Here is a 19,227-nt window from a genome sequence, read left to right as displayed (position 1 = left end):
GATCGCCGAAGATTTCGGGGTCAATATTTCGGTGGACTCCGAAATGTGGTCTGGATAGGGTGCGCGTATGAAGTCCCGCCTGAGTCTGCTCTCGCCCGGTGTCCTCACCGTCGGCGCCGTCTCCTTCACGGTGCTCGCCTGGGCCTCCGCCTTCGTCGCCATCCGCAGCGCCGGAGCCGCCTACTCGCCCGGGGCCCTGGCCCTCGGCAGGCTGCTGGCCGGCTCGCTGGTCCTCGTCGTCCTGCTGATCGTGCGGCGCGAGGGCCCGCCGCCGCGCGGAGCGTGGCGCGGCATCCTGGTGTCCGGAGTGGTCTGGTTCGGCGGCTACATGGTCGCGCTGAACTGGGGCGAACGGCTCGTCGACGCGGGCACGGCCTCCCTGCTCGTGAACATCGGGCCCATCCTGATGGCCCTGCTCGCCGCCCGCCTACTCGGTGAGGCGCTGCCGCCGCGGCTGCTGGCCGGGATGGCCGTCTCCTTCGCGGGCGCCGTGGTCGTCGGCCTGTCCATGTCCTCCTCCGGCGGCGACGGCGGCTCCACCTCGATCCTCGGGGTGGTGCTGTGCCTGCTGGCCGCCGTGGCCTACGCGACCGGTGTGGTCGCGCAGAAGCCGGCGCTCTCCTTCGGGACGCCCCTGCAGATCACCGCGTTCAGCTGCCTGACCGGCGCGGTGGCCTGCCTGCCGTTCATCGGCCAACTCGCCCGCGAACTGCCCGCGGCGCCGCTGTCCGCCACCCTCGGCATGGTCTACCTGGGCGTGGTGCCCACCGCCCTCGCCTTCATCACCTGGAGCTACGCCCTGTCCCGGATGCCGGTGGGCAAGCTGGGCTCGACCACGTACGCGGTCCCGGCCGTCGTGGTGCTGCTGAGCTGGGTGTTCCTGGGCGAGGTGCCCGCCTGGCTGACGCTGGCCGGCGGGGTGCTGTGCCTGGCCGGGGTGGCGGTGTCCCGGAGCCGGCCGCGGGTCGAGAAGGAGGAGTCGGTCGCGGCGTAGCGAGGACGGTGGGCCTGGATCAGGCCTGGATCAGGCCTGATCCGGCGCGTCGTACCAGGCGAAGGCCGAGATCCGCCAGCCCTCCGGGGTGCGGACGAACTGGATGGTCTTGGTCCCCCCGCCCTCGAACGGTTCGCCGTCCAGGATCCCGGCCTTGCGGTACTCCCCGAACCGCGACGCGATGTCGCCCGCGATATCGGTCCGCTCGCTCGTCTCCCACTCGGAGAACTCGGTCAGCCGCCCGTCGCTCAGCCACCGCTCGCGCGGCTCGATGAACTCCTCCACGGTGTAGACCGTGAGCTTCGCCCCGGTGCTGGCGATCACGCCGCCCGGCAGGACGAGCCGCCGCAGGCGGTCCAAGTCGGCAGCCTTGCCGCCCCTGTTGTCGAAGGCGCCGAAGAACTCGGCGGTCACCTGGTCTATCTCGGTCTTGGACATGGCGGGACCGTAACACGCCCCTCAGTGCGCCCCGGAGGTCAGCGCGGCCAGGTAGTCCTCGAGCAGCTGCGTCTGGCGGTCGGGCGGGAACGCCGCCGGGTCGAACAGGGCCTGCACCACCAGGCCCAGTACGAACGACTGCGCGCCGGCCGCCAGGTCCGCCGGATCCCCGGCGGGCAGTTCGCCCACCTCCTGGGCCGCGGCGACCAGGTCGCGCAGCTTGTCGCGGCTGCGGCCGTACTTGCCGGCGTAGTCCTCGCTCAGGCCCGGGTCCGAGAGGGCCGTGTCCCAGGAGGACACCCAGATCCGGTTGCGGTCGGTGGCCGGGCCCGTCAGCGGCAGGATGTCCAGCAGCGCGGCCCGTACGGCCGACAGGCCCGGGCCGGCGGTGCGCCGGGGGCGGGCGGCGCTGCGCTGTTCGAGCAGGTCGAGGGCGTGCGCGACCAGGTCCCGCTTGGCGGGGAAGTAGTGGGTCAGCAGACCGGTGGTCGCGCCGAGCTCGGTGGCGACGGCGCGCAGCGTCAGGCCGGCGAAACCGTGCGCGGCCAGTACGCGCCAGACCGCCTCCGAGACTTCGCGGCGACGGGCTTCGTGGTCCCCCTTGGTACGTGGCATGCTGCTACCGTAATAGTCATAACACTTGTTGTGTGAATGGGGTCCTCGTGTTCTCTCTGCCGCTGCGGGACGACGCCCGCCTCCGTCCCCTCGAAACCTGGCACGCCGAGGAGTTCGCGGCCCACATGGACCGGGCCCGCGAACACATCCGGCCCTGGGTCGGAGCGGCGTTCGTCACCACCGGGGTGGAGGCGGCGCGCGCCCAACTGGGCCGCTACGCCGAGCGCCAGGCCGCCGACGGCGCCCGCATATTCGGCATCTGGCAGGGCGGCGTACTCGTCGGCGGAGTGATGTTCGTCGACTTCAACGCGGCCGCGGGTTCCTGCGAGGTCGGCTGCTGGCTGGAACCGGCGGCCGAGGGCCGCGGCCTGGTCGCCGAGGCCTGCCGCGCCCTGCTGGACTGGGCGTTCGAGGTCCGCGGCGTGCACCGCGCCGAGTGGCACTGCCGGGCCGACAACCAGCGCAGCTCCGCGGTGGCCGAACGGCTCGGCATGACCATCGAGGGCGTACGGCGCGAGGCCTGGCCCTACGGTGGCACCCGCCACGACAAGCAGGTCTGGGCGGTCCTGGCCCCAGAATGGCGAACCCGTCGCGGGTGACCAACGCAGCCGTGCTCAGGGGCGGATCCCGTCGCAGGCGATCCGCAGGTGCCGCGGCCCGCGCAGCACCGCGTTCTGCCGGTAGGGCGGCGGGTCCTCCAGCAGCCGGGGGTTCTCCAGCCGCCGGGCCAGCTCGCTGAGGGCCAGCTGCGCCTCCAGCCGGGCCAGCGGTGCGCCGAAGCAGCTGTGGATGCCGCTGCCCAGGCCCAGGTGCTGGATGTCCTTGCGGTGCGGGTCGAAGCGGTCCGGGTCCTTGAAGCGCTCGGGGTCCCGGTTGCCGGAGGCCAGGATCAGCCACATCGAGGAGCCCTTGGGGATGGTGACCCCGCGGACCTCGATGTCCACGAGCGGGGTGCGCTGCGGCAGCAGCTGTACCGGCGGCTCGAACCGCAGCAGCTCCTCCACCAGCGGCACGGCCAGCCGGGGCTCCTTGCGCAACTCTCCCAGGACATCGGGATTGCGCAGCAGCGTCAGCATGCCGTTGGTGATCAGGTTGACCGTGGTCTCGTGGCCGGCGATCAGCAGCAGGGCCGCCGTGCTGAGCAGTTCCATCGTGGACATGGACTCGTCCGGGCCGTGTCCCACGGCCAGTTGGGAGAGCATGTCGTCGCCGGGGTTCTTGCGCCGCTCCTCGATCAGCCCGGCCAGGTACATGCCCAGCTCCATCCGGGAGTCGTGGGTCTTGCGCTGCCGTTCGGCGGGATCGGACTCCGGATCGGGGTCCAGGCTCGCGGCGAGGGTGTCGGCCCAGACGTGGAATTTGGCCTCGTCCTCGCGCGGTACGCCCAGCAGCTGGCAGATCATCGTCACCGGGAACGGGTACGCGAACTGGTCGACCAGGTCGATGTCCCCGGTGGCCCCGGTATCGGCGAGGTTGTCGATCAGCCCGGTGACGATGGAGGCGAGGCCGTCGCGCATCCCGTCCACGCGGCGGGGTGAATGCGGCGGGCCGAAGGGCCGGTTGGCCATGCGGCGCAGCCGGTCGTGCTCCGGCGGGTCCAGCTTCAGGAAGCTCGGCGGCAGCGCCGCGGCCTCCTCGTCACCACCCTCGGCCAGCGGGTCCCCGGCCGTCGCGGCCAGGTTCCGGGAGTCGGAGCTGAGTCGCGGGTCGTGCAGCAGGTTCAGGATGTCGAAGTAGCCGCTGACGACGTACGGCCCGGTCCCGTCGTGGAAGACGGGGGTCTTGCGCAGCTCCTCGTACAGCGGGTACGGGTTCGCGCGGTTGGAGTAGTCCAGGATCTGGCTCAGGATGCCGTGGCTCATGCGGGTCCTCCGTGGGCGTGCGGGTCAGTGCCCGGCGGGGGTGAAGGTGGCGATCCGGCGGTCGGCCGGCGAGTACCCGCTGAGGGTGATGGTCGGGCCGTGCGTGGGGATGGACGGGTCCGGGAAGTCCGCCGGGATCGGCCGCTGCCCCTCGGGGCGGCGGTCCACCGTGGTGAACGGGGGCGGGAAGGGCGCCGTGCACTCGATCTGCTTCTCGTAGAACTGCAGCCAGCGCGCGTTGTCGAAGGTGACCGCCCCGATGACCCGGCCCTGGTAGCCGTAGACCCCGGTGAAGCGGCGCTCGGCGCGCGACCCCTGGGTGATCATGATCTCGGTGCCCATGGAGGGCACGCCGACGGACTTGATGTTCACCCCGAACTGGGAGGACCAGAACGACGGCACCCACAGGTGCGGACGGCGGTCCGTGCTCTCGCTCAGCATGTTGTGCGCGGCGATCTCCGCCTGCGCCACGGCGTTGCCCCAGTGCTCCAGGGACAGGAACTGGTAGCCGAACAGCGCGTGCGGGGAGCGGGCCACGTCGCCCGCCACGTAGATGTCGTCGGTGACGATGCCCCTCAGGTCGAAGGCCCGGCAGCCCGCGTCGCAGGCGATGCCGCGCGGACCCGCCCCGAGCCCCGAGCCCGTCAGCCACTCGGTGTTGCGCTGGGCGCCGAGGCCCACGACGACCACGTCGCACTCCAGCGTGGTGCCGTCGGACAGGTGCGCGGCGCGGACCCGGCCCGTGGAGTCGCCCTCCAGCCCGGTCACCATGATCCCGGTCCTCAGGTCGACGCCGTTGTCCCGCTGGAGGTCGGCGGCCACCGCGCCGATCACCCCGCCGAGCGCGCCGACCAGCGGGCCGTCGCCGCGTTCGGCCACGGTCACGTCCAGTCCGCGCTCCCGGCAGGCCGAGGCGATCTCGGAGCCGGTGAACCCGGCGCCGATGACCAGGACCCGGCGCGGTCCGGCGGCCAGCGCACGGGCCAGGCCCGCCCCGTCCTCGCGGGTGCGCAGGGTGAAGACCCCTTCGAGTTCGCCCTCGGCCTCGTTCGGCCAGGGCCGGGCCCGCACCCCGGTGGCGATCAGCAGGCGGTCGTACGGGACCTCGTCGCCGTCGGCGAGCTTGACCGTACGGGCCGCCATGTCGAGGCCGCTGGCAGCCACGCCCAGACGCCACTCGGCGTCGATGTCGCGCCGCCGGGGGAGCGTGGTGCGCTCGGCGTCGGCCTTGCCCAGCAGCACCCCCTTGGACAGCGGCGGGCGGTCGTAGGGGTCGTGGGGCTCGTCGCCGATCAGGGTCAGCGAGCCGGCGAAGCCCTTCTCGCGCATGACCTCGGCGGCGCGCAGGCCGGCCAGCGAGGCACCGACGACCACGATCCGGCCGGACCGCTTGAGCTGCTCCAGGGCGGACTCAGGCATCGGGTGCCTCCCCGCTGCCCGTGGTGGTGGACGCACCGGCCAGGTCCACTTCGTCCACGAGGATCGCCTGCACGGGACAGGCGGCGACGGCCTGGGCCAGGCGCTCGCGCTGGGCCTCCTCGGCCTCCGGGTTGTAGAGCAGTCCCTCGTCCCCGTGCATCGCGAAGACGTCGGGGGCGAGGAAGGCGCATTGCGCGTATCCCTGGCACCGGTTGAGATCGACGACGAGCCTCAGCAAGGTGTGGTCCTTTCGGTGCCCCCCTCGGCTTCCCGGACCAGCGTGCGCGCGCGGGTGGCCGGGGGCCCGTCCGACACCGCCATTGGAGTGAGAGCGCCGGTCAGGCGCCGCGGGTGCGGATGCGGCCCGACCGCAGGATGTACGAGCTCACGAGCGCGGCCCAGGCCGGGAAGAGCAGCTCGGACCACGGCACCGAGGAGCCGACGACGAGCAGCACGAGCCCGGCCAGGTACCCGGTCATGGCCAGCGGCTTCGGGAAGATCCCGAGTTTGCGGCCGATCGTGGAGGTCGCGAAGACGAAGACGGCGGCCATCCGCATCGCGTAGGTGGTGAGCAGCGTGTAGGAGAAGTGGCGGCCGAACTCCTGGGGCTGGTCGGCGTCCAGCACCGTCCCGGCGGCCGCCGCCGCGCCGAAGAGGCAGGCGACGAAGACCAGGCCGCTGCCCAGGAAGACGGTGGCGACGAACCGGTCCTCCCGCTCCCCGGCGTGCGAGCGCAGCGCGCCCATGAACCACAGGAAGGCGATGCCGGCGAACGGTACGAGTTCCACCGCGGTGGTCACCGCGTCCCGCTGGCCCGAGGTGACCGCGATCTCGGCCGCGCCGCCCCCTTCGGGCAGGGCGAGACGGGCGAGCACGATCGCCGCGGCCAGCAGGGCGGCGAACACGATTCCGGCGAGCCCCGCCGCCCGGGGGGTGCTCAGGCTCTGTCCCGGGGAGGTTCCCGGATCTCCTTGCGTCATGCGTCCAGCAAGCCGGGGGCGCGGCCGGGATGCCAGCGGGGCCGGGCGCCCGGGTGACACGGGTACCGCCGGATGCCCGCCTCAGACCGTCCCGGCCGTCCGGGTCGCCCCTGCCGCCCCTGCCGTCCCGTCCGTCTCCCGCTCCGCTTCCACTCGCTCCAGCCGGTCGATGTTCCACAGGGGCAGGCTCCGGAAGAATTCCACGGCATCCGGCCGCCAGTACGGGGCCCAGGACGCGGCCTCGTCGCCCGCCGCCCCCGCGTACCGGCGGATCTCCGCGCGCAGCCGCCGGTCCGCGCCGCCGTGGCGGGCGATCTCCCGGATCCGGGAGATCGTCGCCTCGGAGCAGCCGGGGTCGCCGAGCGCGGCTTCCACCAGGGCGGCGTCTGAGCCGCTCGCGCAGTCCAGTACCGCGTTGACGGCGTAGGTGCGCCGTCCGGCGCGCAGGTCGGCCCCGGTCGACTTGCCCACCTGTGCGGCCTCGCCGAACAGGTCCAGGTAGTCGTCGTGCATCTGCTCGGAGATCCCCACGAGGCGCGCGTACCGGTGCAGCCGCTCGCGGTGCGGCGCGGGGTCCTCGCCCGCGGCCAGCAGGCCCATGGTCAGCGGGGCCAGGATGGAGTACCGGGCGCTCTTGAACTCCGTGACGGCGTGCAGGAAATCCTCATCGGGATCCCCGAGGGTGTCCCGCTCCAGGTCCGCCATCTGCCCGGTGACGGTCTCGGCCGCCGTGCGTATCTGGACGGCCAGCAGGGCCTGGCGGAGCTCCGCGGAGACCTCGGCCTCCAGCAGCACCTGCATCGACAGGAACGCGGCGAGATCGCCCGCCAGCACGGCGAGGCCGAGGGCGGCCGGCAGATCGCCGGGCAGCTCGTCGCGGTAGGCGTAGTACGTGGACGGACCGCCGCGCCGCAGCGGTGCGTCGTCGATGATGTCGTCGTGGACCAGCCCGTGGGTCTGCAGCAGCTCCAGGCTCAGCCCGGCCTCCGCCAGCCCCGGCGGCTCCTCGGTGGTGACCAGCCGGGCGGCCTCGTGGAGCAGGACGACCCGCAGGCGCTTGCCGCCGCGCATCGACAGCTCGCGCAGCAGCTCCAGGCAGCGCGGCGCGAACCGGCTCGCCGCCGGGACGTCGAGCCGGTCGCCGAGGGTGTCGAAGTACCGCTCGAAGCGGGCGTCGAAGCGGGTCCGGTGTCCGTGGATCCGCTCCAGCACGCGGGCGGTGGTGGCCGTGTCGTTCATGAAGATCAGTATCGACCCCTCGGCGGCGATGTAAGAAATAATTGACACGAGGTATGGATGCTTTTACATTCGCCATGTCAAAGTTGTTTTACACAGGAGTGGGGTGCGGACGTGGCCTTCGAGGAGAAGCGCGCGTGGATCATGGGGGTGGTCGCCATCGCGGGGTACGCGGTCTACCTGGTCCTGCTGCTGGGCCGGGCCGGCGAAGGCGTGCCGCTCGCGGAGGTCCCGTACGTCGCGGCGCTGCTCTGGACGGTCGGGGGCGCCATCGCGGCCTCGATCCTCCTCAACATCGCGGTCGGGGTGCTCTCACCCCGCGAGGCCGCCACCAAGGACGAGCGGGACAGGGAGATCGGCCGCCGGGGGGAGTACGCCGGGCAGTCCTTCCTGGTCATCGGCGCCGTGGCCGCGCTGATCCTCTCGATGGCCGGAGCGGACCGCTTCTGGATCTCCAACGCGATCTACCTGGGCTTCGTGCTCTCGGCGGTGCTCGGCTCCGCCGTCAAGCTCGCCGCCTACCGCCGGGGGTTCCAGTCGTGGTGAAGGCGACCGGCATCACCAACCGGATCAGGGCGCTGCGCTTCGAGCGCGCGGAGATGACCCAGGCGGAACTGGCGGAACGCATCGGCGTGACCCGCCAGACCGTCATCGCCATCGAGAAGGGCCGCTACTCGCCCTCCCTGGAGACGGCGTTCCGGATCGCCCGGGTGTTCGCGGTACCGCTCGAGCAGGTCTTCCAGTACGCGGACGAGGAAGGGACGGCGCCGTGAAGGCGATCGTGCAGGACACCTACGGCGACAGCGAAGTACTCCAGCTCAGGGACATCGAAACCCCGGAGCCGGGCAAGGGCGAGGTGCTGATATCCGTCCGGGCCGCCGCCGTGGACGCCGGGGTCTGGCACCTCATGACCGGCCGGCCCTACCTGCTGCGGCTCATGGGGTACGGGCTGCGCGCGCCCAAGGTCCCCGTACGCGGCCGGGAGGTCGCCGGGCGCATCGAGGCCGTCGGCGAAGGCGTGACCGGCTTCCGCCCGGGCGACGAGGTGTTCGGGATCTGCGAAGGCTCCTTCGCCGAGTACGCGACCGCCCGACAGGACAAACTCGCCCACAAGCCGGCCGGCCTCCCCCTGGAAGAAGCGGCCGCACTCCCCATATCCGGGCTCACCGCGCTCCAGGCGCTCCGCGACGCGGGACGCGTCCGGGCCGGGCAGCGGGTCCTGGTCATCGGCGCGGCGGGCGGGGTCGGCACCTTCGCCGTCCAGCTGGCCAAGGCCTTCGGCGCCCATGTCACCGGCGTGTGCAGCACCACCAAGACGGAGCTCGTCCGCTCGCTCGGCGCCGACGAGGTCATCGACTACACCCGCGAGGAGTTCGCCGACGGCACCCGCCACTACGACCTCGTCCTCGACACGGCCGGCAACCGCACCCTGTCGCACCTCCGGCGCGCCCTGACCCCGCGCGGGACCCTCGTCATCGTGGGCGGCGAGGGCGGCGGGAGCTGGCTCGGCGGCACCGACCGGGTCCTGCGGGCCGCCCTGCTGAACCCCTTCGTGCGCCATGGCCTCAAGGGCGTCATGGCCGTCGAACGCCGGGCCGACCTCGACCTCCTGCGGCAGTACGCCGAGGACGGCACGCTGGCCCCGGCCATCCAGCGCACCTGCCCGCTCGCCGAGACGGCGCGGGCGGTCGACGAGCTCCAGCGGGGCGGGGCGCGCGGGAAGATCCTGATCACGCCCTGAGACCCGTATACGGGGCGTCTGCTGTGGTGCGGTCGGTGTCCGCGCGGTCGGTGCGGTCCGTGCGGTCGGGCCCGGGGGAAATCCGGGCGCCGTGCGGGGCCCTGCCGTGCGAGGCTGGCCCGTCGGCCTACCGTCCCCCGGACCGTCCCGCGCCGGGGCGGCCGGCCACCCCAGGAGCGTTCCGGTGATTCCACCCCGTCTGGTCCCTTTGCTCGCACAGTTCGACTTCGCGCGGGAGCGCCTCACCGGCCGGATGGCGGGTCCGGTCATGGACAGCGGCGACGGCATGGACACCGAGGTCGGTCCGATGACCGACGAGGAGTACCTCTGGGAGCCGGTTCCCGGCTGCTGGTCGCTTCGGCTGCGGGCGGCCGGGCCGGGGCCGCGGGCGACCCTGCTGGCCGGAGCGGGCGACTGGGGACGCGACAGCGCCGCCTACCCGCACCCCGCGCCCGCGCCCTTCACCACGATCGCGTGGCGCCTGAGCCACCTCACCGAGATGCTGACGTTGCGCGCCGACCACGTGGCCGGCAGCCACCTGCTGACCCGGGACGACCACCCGGTCAGCGGCGACGCGAAGGGGGCGGTCGCGGCCTTCGACACGGGCGCCGCGGCCTGGCGCGAGGCGCTGCTGGGCGTCGGCGAAGCCGCACTGGACACCGTCGGGTACTGCACCTATCCGCACGGCAGCGACCAGGAGGAACCCTTCGTCGACATCGTGTGGTGGGTCAACCAGGAGCTGCTGCACCACGGGGCCGAGATCGCCCTGATCAGGGACCTTTATCGAGCGCAGCCGCGCTGACGTCAGGTGTGGCTGGGGGTCGGCGCGGGGGAGCCGGCAGGGGCGCCCGGGCTGGCAGAGGTCCCCGGAGCGCCGGAGGTGCCCGGGATGGCGCCGGTGCTGGGGCCGGCCGGGGCGGTGGGACTGGCCGGGGCCGTGGGGGTCTCCGGGGCGCAGATGATCTCGTCGCGCGGGGTGTAGTGCGTACGGAACGTCTCGCGCTTCACCTCGTACCCGCCCCGGAGGAAGACGCGGCCGACGGAGACGTCGAAGCCTTCCAGGGGGGTCTGGACCTCGCAGGTGGGGCCGGAGACCGTGCGCTGCGCCGGCGGGGTGGTGTGGGTGCGGGGGCCCTTGGTCGCGCGTATCTCGTCGTACTTCTTCGTGCCGAGCAGGGTGATCGTCACCGAGGTCTCGGTGGACGAGGCGCGGATGGAGACGGGGTGGCCGGAGTCGTTCTGCCAGCGCAGGTCGAGGGTGCCCCAGGCGACGGTGGCCTCGCGGCCCTCGGGGTAGCGCTCTATGTAGAAGGAGTGGGCCCCGTGCTCCACCGGCTTGAGGCCGGCGAAGAACATGGCGTTGTACATGGTCGTCGCGACCGCCGAGACGCCGCCGCCGGGAGATTTCACGTAGCGGCCGTCGTTGATCATGATGCCGTCGACGAAGCCGTTCTCCACGGTCCGCTCGCCGACCGTCCCGTTGAAGCTCCAGATCTGCCCCGGCTGGACCACGCCGCCGTTGATGAGCTCGACGGCGCGCGCGATGTTGTGGGTGCGGTACGGCGCGGCCGGGAAGGCGACGGTGAAGGACGAGAGCTGCTGCCCGGACGGGACCTGGGCCTGGCTCCGGGTGCCCGCCTGGCCCTGGCCCTGGGGGCCAGCCGCGGTCGCCGTGCCGAGGGTCAGGGCGCTGAAGCCCAGGAGGGCGGCAACGCCGGCCGAGGTCAGGGCGAGCCGCTTGGTGGCCGTCCGGCGGTGTGCGCGTCGCATGTCGTTCCCATCGCTGAGGAATGTCGGTTCGGCGCCTGGCAGCCACCCCGAAACCGAAATCCACCAGACCGGAATCAATGGTGAGCCAATACCGGCCAAAACGGGCAGAATGTGCGGATAGTCACTCCTAGAGAACCGATCGGATCCGGCGGACCAGGACCGATCCGACGAGCGCCAGCCCGCCCGCGAGCGCGTACAGGGCGGTGTACCCGCCGAGGTGGGTCACGACCGGGGCCGCGATCACCGGGGCCAGGACCTGGGGCAGGGCATTGGCGATGTTGATGACGCCCAGGTCCTTGCCGCGGTCCTCCGCCGTCGGCAGTACATCCGTGAGCAGGGCGAAGTCCACCGAGGTGTACACGCCGAAGCCGAGGCCGAGGATCAGCGAGGCGACGACCGCGCCGGTCCAGGTCTGCCAGCCGGCCAGCAGCAGCGTGGCCGCGGAGATGACCAGCCCCGACCAGATGACGTAGGACTTGCGCCGGCCGCTGCGGTCCGACCTGATGCCGCTGATCACCACCGTGGCGAGCAGGGTGAGCGCGTTGAGCGCGGTCAGGATCAGTACGCCGGTGTCCGCGTCGTCCGTGTAGTGCACCGCGTCGGTGAGGTAGTAGAGCAGGTACATGGTGCTGATGGAGTAGGACAGGTTCATCAGGAACCGGGTGAGCCAGGCCCAGCCGAAGTCGGGATGGCGGCGCGGGTCGATCCAGAAGCCGGTGAGGAAGGTCCGCCAGCGGAAGGCCGGCCGGGCGGCGGGGGCGAGCGGGGTGTCGCGCCGCATCAGTACGTACGGCACGGCCGCGAGGACCGAGAACCCCGCGCAGGCCAGGTACCCGGCGGTGATCCCGCCCGCGACCGTGGCCAGCGCGGTGCCGATCAGGATGCCGACGACCTGCGAGACGCCGAGCCAGCCGCCGACCAGACCCCGCCGCCGGGGCGGCACCTGGTCGGGGACGGCCGCGGTCAGCGCGGCGAAGGCGGCGTTGAGCGCGAGCTGCACCAGGCACCAGCCCGCGATCACGGTGGCCACGCTCGAAGCCAGCGCGAGGACCGCCAGCCCGGCGGCCCCGCCCGCGACGCCGCCGACCACCCAGGGGATCCGGCGGCCCACGCGCGCCGTCGTCCGGTCGGAAAGGGCCCCGAAGACGGGGTTGGCGACCATCGAGACGGCCGCGCCCAGTCCCGTCACCACTGCGAGGGTGGAGGCCTTGTGGTCGGGGGTGAGCTGCTCGGCCTGGCGCGCCAGGAGCAGCTGCAGCGGGCCGAACCAGCCGACCCAGACCCCGAGGTTGGCGAGCGACAGCGCGCTCACCCACCGCCCGCCCGGTTCGGCGCCGACGCCCGGTTCCACGCCGACGCCCGGGGAGGCGGTGCCACCCGAGGGCGTGGTCATCTGCCGCTCCTGATCAGGTCGCGGTACCAGGCGTACGACTCCTTCGGCGTGCGCCGCTGCGTCTCGTAGTCGACGTGGACGAGCCCGAACCGCTGCCGGTACCCCTCCGCCCACTCGAAGTTGTCGAGGATCGACCAGATGAAGTAGCCGCGGACGTCGGAGCCTTCGGCGATCGCCTCGTGCAGGGCGCGTACGTGGCCCTCGTGGTACGCGATCCGGCGCGCGTCGGCTATGCGGCCCGTCGCGGGGTCCGGCCCGTCCCCGTAGGAGCAGCCGTTCTCGGTGATGTACACGGGCGGCAGCCGGTCGCCGTACCGCTCGCGCATGGTGGCGAGCAGTTCGCGCAGTCCGTCCGGGACCACCGGCCAGTCGAAGTCGGTGCGTTCGTACCCTTCGATCTGCCGGATGGAGAAGGGGAGGTCGGAGGGGATCTCGATGCCGCCGAAGTCGGAGGCGTCGGCGGCCGGTTGGGGGGCGCCGACGAGCATCGGGTTGTAGTAGTTGATCCCGTACCAGTCCAGCGGGGCCGAGATCGTCTTGAGGTCCTCCGCCACCGGACCGGGCAGGAGCGCGTCCAGACCGTCCGGGTAGGCGCCGGTCAGGAGGGGGTCCGCGAAGAGGCGGTTGGTGAGCGTGTCGTACAGCGCGGCGGCCTCGCGGTCGGCGTCGCTGTCGCCGGCGGTCCAGACGGGGCTGTGCGATGCCGCGATGCCGATCCGCCGGGCACCCGCCGCGCGCAGGGCCTGTACGCCCAGGCCGTGGGCCAGGAGTTGGTGGTGGGCCACGGGCAGGGCGTCGAAGACGAGCTGCTTGCCGGGGGCGTGCTCGCCGAGGCCGTAGCCGAGCAGGGTCACTTCGGCGGGCTCGTTGATGGTGATCCACATGGGCACGCGGTCCGCCAGTCGCTGCGCGACCACCGAGGCGTACTCGGCGAACCGCTCGGCGGTGTCGCGGTCGAGCCAGCCGCCCCGCTCCTCGAGGGCGAGCGGGGTGTCCCAGTGGAAGAGCGTGGGCACCGGATCGATCCCCGAGGCGCACAGCTCGTCCACGAGGCGGTCGTAGAAGTCCAGCCCCTTGCGGTTGACCGGGCCGTGGCCCTCGGGCAGGACGCGGGACCAGGAGACCGAGAACCGGTAGGCGCCGACGCCGAGTTCGGACATGAGCGCCACGTCCTCGCGGTAGCGGCGGTAGTGGTCGGTGGCCACGTCCGCGTGCGAGCCGTCCTTGATGCGCCCCTGCTCCTTGGTGAAGGCGTCCCAGGAGGACGGCCCCCGGCCGTCGGCCGTCGGGGAGCCCTCGATCTGGAAGGCGGAGGCGGAGACTCCCCAGAGGAAGCCGGCCGGGAACTGGGGTGCGGGCGCTGTCATGCGGACTCGCTTCGGTCGGGGAGTGCGGATCCCCAACAGGGCCGTGGGCGGCGCTGTTGGACGCGTTGCTCACGGCACTGTCGGGTCCCCGGCCCCGCCCTGTCAATGGAAAGTGAACAATCCTCAACTTTTATCGGCGCGCGTCGTTCCCAGGGCCCGTACCGAAAGCGGATCTTGAACCGTTTCGCCTAGGTCGTCTCTTTCGGATCTTGCCGGCCCGGCAAGATCCGAAAGAGACGGCCTAACCGAGCGCCGTGACGCTCCGTACGTGACGCAGGCCCGGCCCCGCCAGCACCTCGTGCAGCTGCTGGAAGACCTGCCGGGCGCCCACCGCGTTCCAGTCCGCGGGGAGCAGTTCGGCGGGGAGACCGGGGTCGAGGTAGGGAAGGCGCCGCCACTCGGTGAGCATCGGGACGTAGTGGCGGAACGCCTCGGCGTCGTCGATGCCCTCCGGCCCGGCGAGCCGTGCCGCGACCGGTGCGTACGTGGCGGTGAAGGCCGCGTACTGCGCCTGGATCGCGGGGAAGTCCCACCAGGAGCTCACCGCCCCGGGCAGATCGCTGAAGGCGGCGTAGTCGGCCGCCGCGAACAGGTGGACGTACTCGCTGAGTCCGAGCCGCACGAGCATGTCGCGAGCGTCCTCCAGCAGCCGGCCCGGCGCCAGCCACATGCCGGGGGCGATGTTGCCGAAGCCGAGCCAGGTCAGCCGGGTGCGCAGCTGGTAGCGGTGCGAACGCTCGGACTCCGGTACGGAGAACACCGCCAGGGCCCAGCCGTCCGACAGGTCCGCCGGTTCCAGGCTGGCGAAGATCCGCCGGTCGCCCGCGTCGAAGACGGGATGGACGGACGGGCTGAGCCGGTATCCGGTGGCTCCGCGGCGTTCCGGTTCCAGCACGCCCTTCTTCTTGAGCCGGGAGATCGCCGAGCGCACCGCCTGGCTCTCCACGTCGAGCTCCGACATGAGCGTGATCAGGTCGGCGATCGAGACCCAGCCGCCGCTCCCGCGCAGGAACGCCCCGTAGACCGTACTGATCAGCGAGCTGGGCCTGAGCGGACTGTCCGACATGATCACCTTCCGTAGTGTGCGGAGGTGATCCTACCGAGCGGCGCGTCCCGGGCGCGGTGCGGGAGGGCGGCGGGGGACCCGTCGGTGTCATTCCCCGGTCGCGGCCCCCCGAGCCAGCGGCGCCCGCGCGTACGCGCCGGAGAGCAGGTGACCCGCTCCGGGAGCCACGGCCGCCAGGTCCAGGGAGCGCAGCATCTGGTGGGCGGTGCAGACGGCCGCGGAGACGACCGGCTTCCCGAGCAGCTGCTCGGCCTCCTCGATGGCACCGAGCGAGGGCATCTGCACGCACGCGGAGAGGACGACCGCGTCTGCGTCGGAGTAGTCCAGGGCGCGGGCCAGCCCGGGCAGCTTGGCCGGATCGTGGGCGGCGACGTCGAGGTTGTCCGGGATCTCCAGGGCCTGGTAGTCGAGGACCTCGATGCCCTCGTGGGTGAGGTAGTCGACGACGGTCCGGGTGAGGGGGCGCATGTACGGGGCCAGCAGGGCCACCTTCTTGGCGCCGATGGTGTGCAGCCCGTGGACCAGGGCCCCGGCGCTGGTGACCACGGGGGCGGGGGCCCCGTTCTCCACGGTACGGGCGTGCAGGCGCTCCTCGGAGGTGCGGTGGTAGCCCAGGCCCATGCTCATGATGGCCACCAGGCAGGCATAGCCGAGCACGTCGACGCGGGCGTCGGAGAGCTCCACGGCGCACCGGTCGGAGTCGGCGTCCATGGCCCTGAGCTGCTCCGGGGTCACATGGGTCATCCGCATGCGGCTGGAGTGGAAGGTGAACCGTTCGTCCGGTGCGATGGCCGCGCGGGCGCGCAGGATCGCGGGGACCTCGGTCTCCATGGTGACGTTCGAACTCGGCACGATCTGGCCGATGCGGTAGGTACGGGGCGACACGGGTACTCCTCGGTTCTCTCGGTTCTTTCGGTTCGCTGGGCTCGCTCGGCTCTCTCGGGGGCGGGTCAGCGGGGGCGGCGCGCGTCGACGACCGGGTTGGTGAGGGTGCCGATGAGCTCGACCGTGGCCTCGACCGTGTCACCCGGGACGAGGAACTCGGGCGGCACCATGCCGGCGCCGACGCCGGAGGGGGAGCCCGTCGCGATGACGTCACCGGGCTCCAGGGTCACGCCGGAGCTGATGTCGGCGATGAGCCGGGCGATGGGGAACAGCATGTGGCGGGTGTTGGACTTCTGCTTCGTGACCCCGTTGACCTGCAGTTCGAGATCCAGGGCCATCGGGTCCGGGATCTCGTCGGCGGTGACCACGGCGGGGCCGAAGGGGGCGTAGGAGTCCTGCCCCTTGGAGAAGAACCACTGGCCCGAGCGGCGCTGGTCGCGGGCGCTGATGTCGTTGACGATGCTGTAGCCGAAGATGTGGTCGTACGCGTCCTCCTCCGTCACCCGGAAGGCGGTGCGTCCGATGACCACGGCGAGTTCGCACTCCCAGTCCAGCTGCGTGGTCAGATCGGCGTTGTGCAGGATGGGCTGCCCGGGTCCGGTGACGGCGGTGGCGGGCTTGGAGAACAGCACGGGCCGCGGGGGGAGTTCCTTATCGGTGTCCAGGGTGCGGCTCGATTCCGCCACGTGCTCCACGTAGTTCAGCCCGACCCCGATGATCTTCCCGGGGCGCAGTGGCGCGCACAGCGTGACGTCCTCGAGCCGGTGGACGGCCTCGGCGGGCCGACCGGCCGGGTCGCCTTCGATCAGACGGGCGGCGGTTTCGAGGGCGGGGCCGCCGGCCCGGACGAACGCCAGCAGCCCGGAGGGCAGATCGACACCGGCGTGCCGGGCGAGGACCGCGAGGTCGAGGACCAGGCCGTCGACCTGGGCGCCCAGGCGGGCCTCGGGTGCGGCGGATCCGGCGGCGGATCCGGCGGTCTCGGTGGTGTCGGGCGTGTGGGCGGTGGTGTACGTCACCAGGCGCATCGGTGGCTCCTCGGGGAGGCGTGGGTGGGGGCGGGACGGGGCGTGGGTAGCGCGGGGATGGGGCGAGGGTGGGGTGTGTGGGGCTGCGTTCGGAGCGCCGCCGTACCGGGGCAGGTGTCAGGGCCGGCGGCCCGGTACGGCGACGCGGTTCAGGGGGTGCGGCTCAGGCAGCGCGGCTCAAGCGGCTCGGCTCAAGCGGCGGGCTGGTGGCCGCCGTTGTCCGGGTACGCCTCTTCGCGGTGGAAGCCGAGGGAGCGCATGACGGGGAAATCGTTGAAGGAGAACAGGCAGGCGTCCTCGGACTCGTCGAGGTTGTGGTGCTCGTGCCAGGCCCAGGACGGGACGCAGAACACGTCGCCCTGCTTCCACTCGAAGCGCTGCCCGGCGATCACCGAGAACCCGAACCCCTTGGCAACGGTGTAGATCACCGAGCCGGTGTGGCGGTGGGCCAGCGTGGCCTGGCCCGGGCGCAGCAGCTGCATGTGGGCGCTCATGGTGGGCATGACCGAGCCGCCCGTCACCGGGTTGGCGTACTCCGCGATGACCCCGTCGTACGGGGAACCCTCCGTGGCCCGGGCGAGGCCGAGCAGGGCCTCGTAGGTCTGCTCCCACGGATAGGCCAGGAGCGGGGAGTAGGGGCGGGTCCACTTCTCGGAGCCGTACGGGAGCAGGTTCGCGGCGTAGGTCAGAACCGAGGAGTTGATCACCTTCCCGGGCTGCTGGTACAGCTCGGGGTGGACCTCGTAGAAACCGGCGTCGAGGGCGTTGACCAGGGGAATGTCCAGGCCGTCCTGCCAGATCACCGGGGCGTCCGCGGCGTCGTTCCCGTGCTCGTGCCAGGTGCCGTTGGGGGTGATCGCGAAGTCGCGCGGGCCGACCTTGAGCTTCTGCCCGTCGACGATCGTCCAGGCCCCGGTGCCCTCGTGGACGAAGCGCAGCGCGGCGGCCTGGTGGCGGTGGGCCGTCATGGCCTCGCCGGGGCCCATGATCTGCAGTCCGGTGTAGAGGAGCCCGGCGGCGGCGCTCACGTCCTTGCGGCCCGGGTTGACGAGCATGACCACGCGGCGGCCCGCGTCGTCGGCCCGGACGAGCTCGAGGGCCTTGTGCACGAGGGGGCGCAGCTCCTCGTAACGCCACAGCACGGGAACGGACTTGGGCTGCGGGTACCAGGGCTCGATGTCGTTGGCCACGGTCCACAGCGCACCGGCCTCGCGGGCTTCGAGCTCGGCGTAGTAGGCGGTGAGTTCGGGGGTGTCGAGGACCCTCGCCCGGCCGAGTGCGGTGTCGTCCTGTTCGATGGTCATGCTTCCTCCTCGGGAGTGGCGTACGGGGGGCCGGGCAACGGGTGGTACAGCGGGCCGGGCGCCTGGCCGAACGCGGGTCCGGCCGGGGGCACGGTGAAAGTGACCGGCGTACGGGGCCGGTTGTCGACTTCGAGGCGGAAGACGTCGAAGCGGTTGTAGTGCCCGGTGATGTCGTGCATCTGCTTGGGCTGGATGCACCGGGACAGGTCGATCTCGGCGTAGACGATGCCCTCTTCGTCCACGAGCGGCTCCGTGACCGGACGGCCGTCGGGGCCGAAGATCCCGGACAGGGCGCTGCGCGGGCGGCTGAACAGGGCCCGCAGCTCCTCGTCGTCCCCGGCGACGGTGTCGATGATCTCCGGGGAGACCGTGGAACAGGCGACGACGGAGAAGACCTTGCCCTCGAAGCTGTGGGCGGCGGTCCGCACGGCGATGGCATCGGCCATGTCGTAGTCGGCCGGGGCCACGGGCAGGGCGATGTAGCAGGAGGCGTGGACGAGTTCGCCCTGCGCGAGGAGGGCGAAACGGGCCAGGGTGTTGGTGTTCTCCCCGCAGGCGAGGGCCCCGAGCGGTCCGACGGGGGTCCGGTGGACGCGCAGCGAGCTGCCGTCGCCGCCGGTCCAGGTCAGCTTCTCGGCCCAGGTGGGGACCAACTTGCGGTGGACGCCCAGGATTTCACCGTCGGGGCCGATGGTGAGCAGGGTGTTGTAGAGGACGCCGAGGCTGTGCGGGGCGCGCTCGTTGACCCCGATGACCAGGACGATCCCGTACTGGCGGGCCGCCGCGCGCAGGGCGTCGACGTGCGGCCCGGGGATGTCCACGGACGCGCGGTGCAGCCGCTCGAACCAGGGTGAGCCCTGGACCGGGTTCATCGTCCAGTTCCAGTACGGATAGCCGGGGACGAACACCTCGGGGAAGACGACGAGTTCGGCCCCGTTCCCGGCGGCCTCGGCGATCAGGGCGACGGCCTTGTCGACGGTGGCGGTGGGGTCGAGGTAGACGGGGGAGGCCTGCACCGCCGCCGCGGTGAAGCGCGGCAGGCTGTACGCGGGCGGACTGTAAGGGGAAGGGGCCGTCGGGGACGGGCCGTTCGGGGGTCGGGTGGTCTCCACGGGAGCTCCGATGGTCG

20 protein-coding genes and 1 pseudogene are annotated in these 19,227 nt (G+C 72.1%); 6 read left to right on the top strand and 15 right to left on the bottom strand.

The features are described from left to right. Positions 1 to 67: 67 nt before the first annotated feature. The gene (locus OG490_RS02565; protein WP_330294625.1) at positions 68 to 994 is read left to right on the top strand and encodes a DMT family transporter; all 927 of its coding nucleotides are present in this window, start codon (positions 68 to 70) and stop codon (positions 992 to 994) included. A gap of 30 nt (positions 995 to 1,024) precedes the next feature. Here the strand turns inward: OG490_RS02565 and OG490_RS02560 are convergent, their stop codons facing one another. Beyond that, complete coding sequence (locus OG490_RS02560) at positions 1,025 to 1,432, bottom strand: DUF4440 domain-containing protein (protein WP_330294624.1); 408 nt, start codon at positions 1,430 to 1,432, stop codon at positions 1,025 to 1,027. Positions 1,433 to 1,453: 21 nt separating this feature from the next. After that, complete coding sequence (locus OG490_RS02555) at positions 1,454 to 2,047, bottom strand: TetR/AcrR family transcriptional regulator (protein WP_330294623.1); 594 nt, start codon at positions 2,045 to 2,047, stop codon at positions 1,454 to 1,456. Between the two features lie 47 nt (positions 2,048 to 2,094). Here OG490_RS02555 and OG490_RS02550 point away from each other — a divergent pair, with 47 nt between their 5' ends. Further along, positions 2,095 to 2,646 carry a GNAT family N-acetyltransferase gene (locus OG490_RS02550; protein ID WP_330294622.1) on the top strand — a complete coding sequence of 184 codons (552 nt, stop codon included), beginning with the start codon at positions 2,095 to 2,097 and terminating at the stop codon, positions 2,644 to 2,646. A 15-nt stretch (positions 2,647 to 2,661) separates the two neighbouring features. Here OG490_RS02550 and OG490_RS02545 read toward each other — a convergent pair whose 3' ends face one another. The 5 genes from OG490_RS02545 to OG490_RS02525 form a co-directional block, all read right to left on the bottom strand. Further along, positions 2,662 to 3,909: a cytochrome P450 gene (locus OG490_RS02545; protein WP_330294621.1), complete on the bottom strand. Its 1,248-nt coding sequence runs from the start codon at positions 3,907 to 3,909 to the stop codon at positions 2,662 to 2,664. 24 nt (positions 3,910 to 3,933) lie between these two features. After that, positions 3,934 to 5,328: an NAD(P)/FAD-dependent oxidoreductase gene (locus OG490_RS02540; protein ID WP_330294620.1), complete on the bottom strand. Its 1,395-nt coding sequence runs from the start codon at positions 5,326 to 5,328 to the stop codon at positions 3,934 to 3,936. Then, positions 5,321 to 5,563, bottom strand: a complete 243-nt coding sequence (locus OG490_RS02535) for a ferredoxin (RefSeq protein ID WP_330300748.1) — start codon at positions 5,561 to 5,563, stop codon at positions 5,321 to 5,323. Before OG490_RS02535 ends, OG490_RS02540 begins: the two co-directional genes overlap by 8 nt. Before the next feature lie 103 nt (positions 5,564 to 5,666). Next, positions 5,667 to 6,308 (bottom strand): hypothetical protein, encoded by a 642-nt coding sequence (locus OG490_RS02530; RefSeq protein WP_330294619.1) that lies wholly within the window; start codon positions 6,306 to 6,308, stop codon positions 5,667 to 5,669. Between the two features lie 81 nt (positions 6,309 to 6,389). Continuing rightward, a complete protein-coding gene (locus OG490_RS02525) occupies positions 6,390 to 7,547 on the bottom strand; it encodes a polyprenyl synthetase family protein (RefSeq protein WP_330294618.1) in 1,158 nt (385 codons plus the stop codon). Positions 7,548 to 7,658: 111 nt separating this feature from the next. On the opposite strand from OG490_RS02525, the gene OG490_RS02520 reads away from it, so the two are divergent. From OG490_RS02520 to OG490_RS02505, 4 genes are all read left to right on the top strand, one after another. Continuing rightward, positions 7,659 to 8,090 (top strand): hypothetical protein, encoded by a 432-nt coding sequence (locus tag OG490_RS02520; RefSeq protein WP_330294617.1) that lies wholly within the window; start codon positions 7,659 to 7,661, stop codon positions 8,088 to 8,090. Further along, the gene (locus OG490_RS02515; RefSeq protein WP_443065737.1) at positions 8,084 to 8,317 is read left to right on the top strand and encodes a helix-turn-helix transcriptional regulator; all 234 of its coding nucleotides are present in this window, start codon (positions 8,084 to 8,086) and stop codon (positions 8,315 to 8,317) included. The genes OG490_RS02520 and OG490_RS02515 overlap by 7 nt, the downstream gene beginning before the upstream one ends. Then, positions 8,314 to 9,285: an NAD(P)-dependent alcohol dehydrogenase gene (locus OG490_RS02510; RefSeq protein ID WP_330294616.1), complete on the top strand. Its 972-nt coding sequence runs from the start codon at positions 8,314 to 8,316 to the stop codon at positions 9,283 to 9,285. The genes OG490_RS02515 and OG490_RS02510 overlap by 4 nt, the downstream gene beginning before the upstream one ends. A gap of 184 nt (positions 9,286 to 9,469) precedes the next feature. After that, positions 9,470 to 10,087 (top strand): DinB family protein, encoded by a 618-nt coding sequence (locus OG490_RS02505; protein ID WP_330294615.1) that lies wholly within the window; start codon positions 9,470 to 9,472, stop codon positions 10,085 to 10,087. 2 nt (positions 10,088 to 10,089) lie between these two features. Here OG490_RS02505 and OG490_RS02500 read toward each other — a convergent pair. From OG490_RS02500 to OG490_RS02465, 8 genes and pseudogenes are all read right to left on the bottom strand, one after another. Further along, positions 10,090 to 10,887 (bottom strand): annotated as a pseudogene (locus OG490_RS02500) (VanW family protein); the annotation flags it as partial. A 295-nt stretch (positions 10,888 to 11,182) separates the two neighbouring features. Then, a complete protein-coding gene (locus OG490_RS02495; RefSeq protein ID WP_330294614.1) occupies positions 11,183 to 12,448 on the bottom strand; it encodes an MFS transporter in 1,266 nt (421 codons plus the stop codon). Beyond that, entirely contained in the window at positions 12,445 to 13,815 is a 1,371-nt protein-coding gene (locus OG490_RS02490) for a GH1 family beta-glucosidase (protein ID WP_330294613.1), read from the bottom strand. The genes OG490_RS02495 and OG490_RS02490 overlap by 4 nt, the downstream gene beginning before the upstream one ends. 241 nt (positions 13,816 to 14,056) lie before the next feature. Continuing rightward, complete coding sequence (locus OG490_RS02485; protein ID WP_330294612.1) at positions 14,057 to 14,881, bottom strand: PaaX family transcriptional regulator; 825 nt, start codon at positions 14,879 to 14,881, stop codon at positions 14,057 to 14,059. Positions 14,882 to 14,968: 87 nt separating this feature from the next. Further along, positions 14,969 to 15,712: a maleate cis-trans isomerase family protein gene (locus OG490_RS02480; protein WP_330300746.1), complete on the bottom strand. Its 744-nt coding sequence runs from the start codon at positions 15,710 to 15,712 to the stop codon at positions 14,969 to 14,971. Positions 15,713 to 15,831: 119 nt separating this feature from the next. Further along, positions 15,832 to 16,794: a fumarylacetoacetate hydrolase family protein gene (locus OG490_RS02475; protein WP_330294611.1), complete on the bottom strand. Its 963-nt coding sequence runs from the start codon at positions 16,792 to 16,794 to the stop codon at positions 15,832 to 15,834. A gap of 191 nt (positions 16,795 to 16,985) precedes the next feature. Continuing rightward, positions 16,986 to 18,098 (bottom strand): cupin domain-containing protein, encoded by a 1,113-nt coding sequence (locus OG490_RS02470; protein WP_330294610.1) that lies wholly within the window; start codon positions 18,096 to 18,098, stop codon positions 16,986 to 16,988. Beyond that, positions 18,095 to 19,210 (bottom strand): carbon-nitrogen hydrolase family protein, encoded by a 1,116-nt coding sequence (locus OG490_RS02465; RefSeq protein WP_330294609.1) that lies wholly within the window; start codon positions 19,208 to 19,210, stop codon positions 18,095 to 18,097. The genes OG490_RS02470 and OG490_RS02465 overlap by 4 nt, the downstream gene beginning before the upstream one ends. Between the last annotated feature and the right edge of the window lie 17 nt (positions 19,211 to 19,227).

The organism is Streptomyces sp. NBC_00503 (assembly GCF_036346895.1).
In the GTDB taxonomy this organism is placed as follows: domain Bacteria; phylum Actinomycetota; class Actinomycetes; order Streptomycetales; family Streptomycetaceae; genus Streptomyces.
This window is presented reverse-complemented; position numbering and strand designations above follow the sequence as displayed.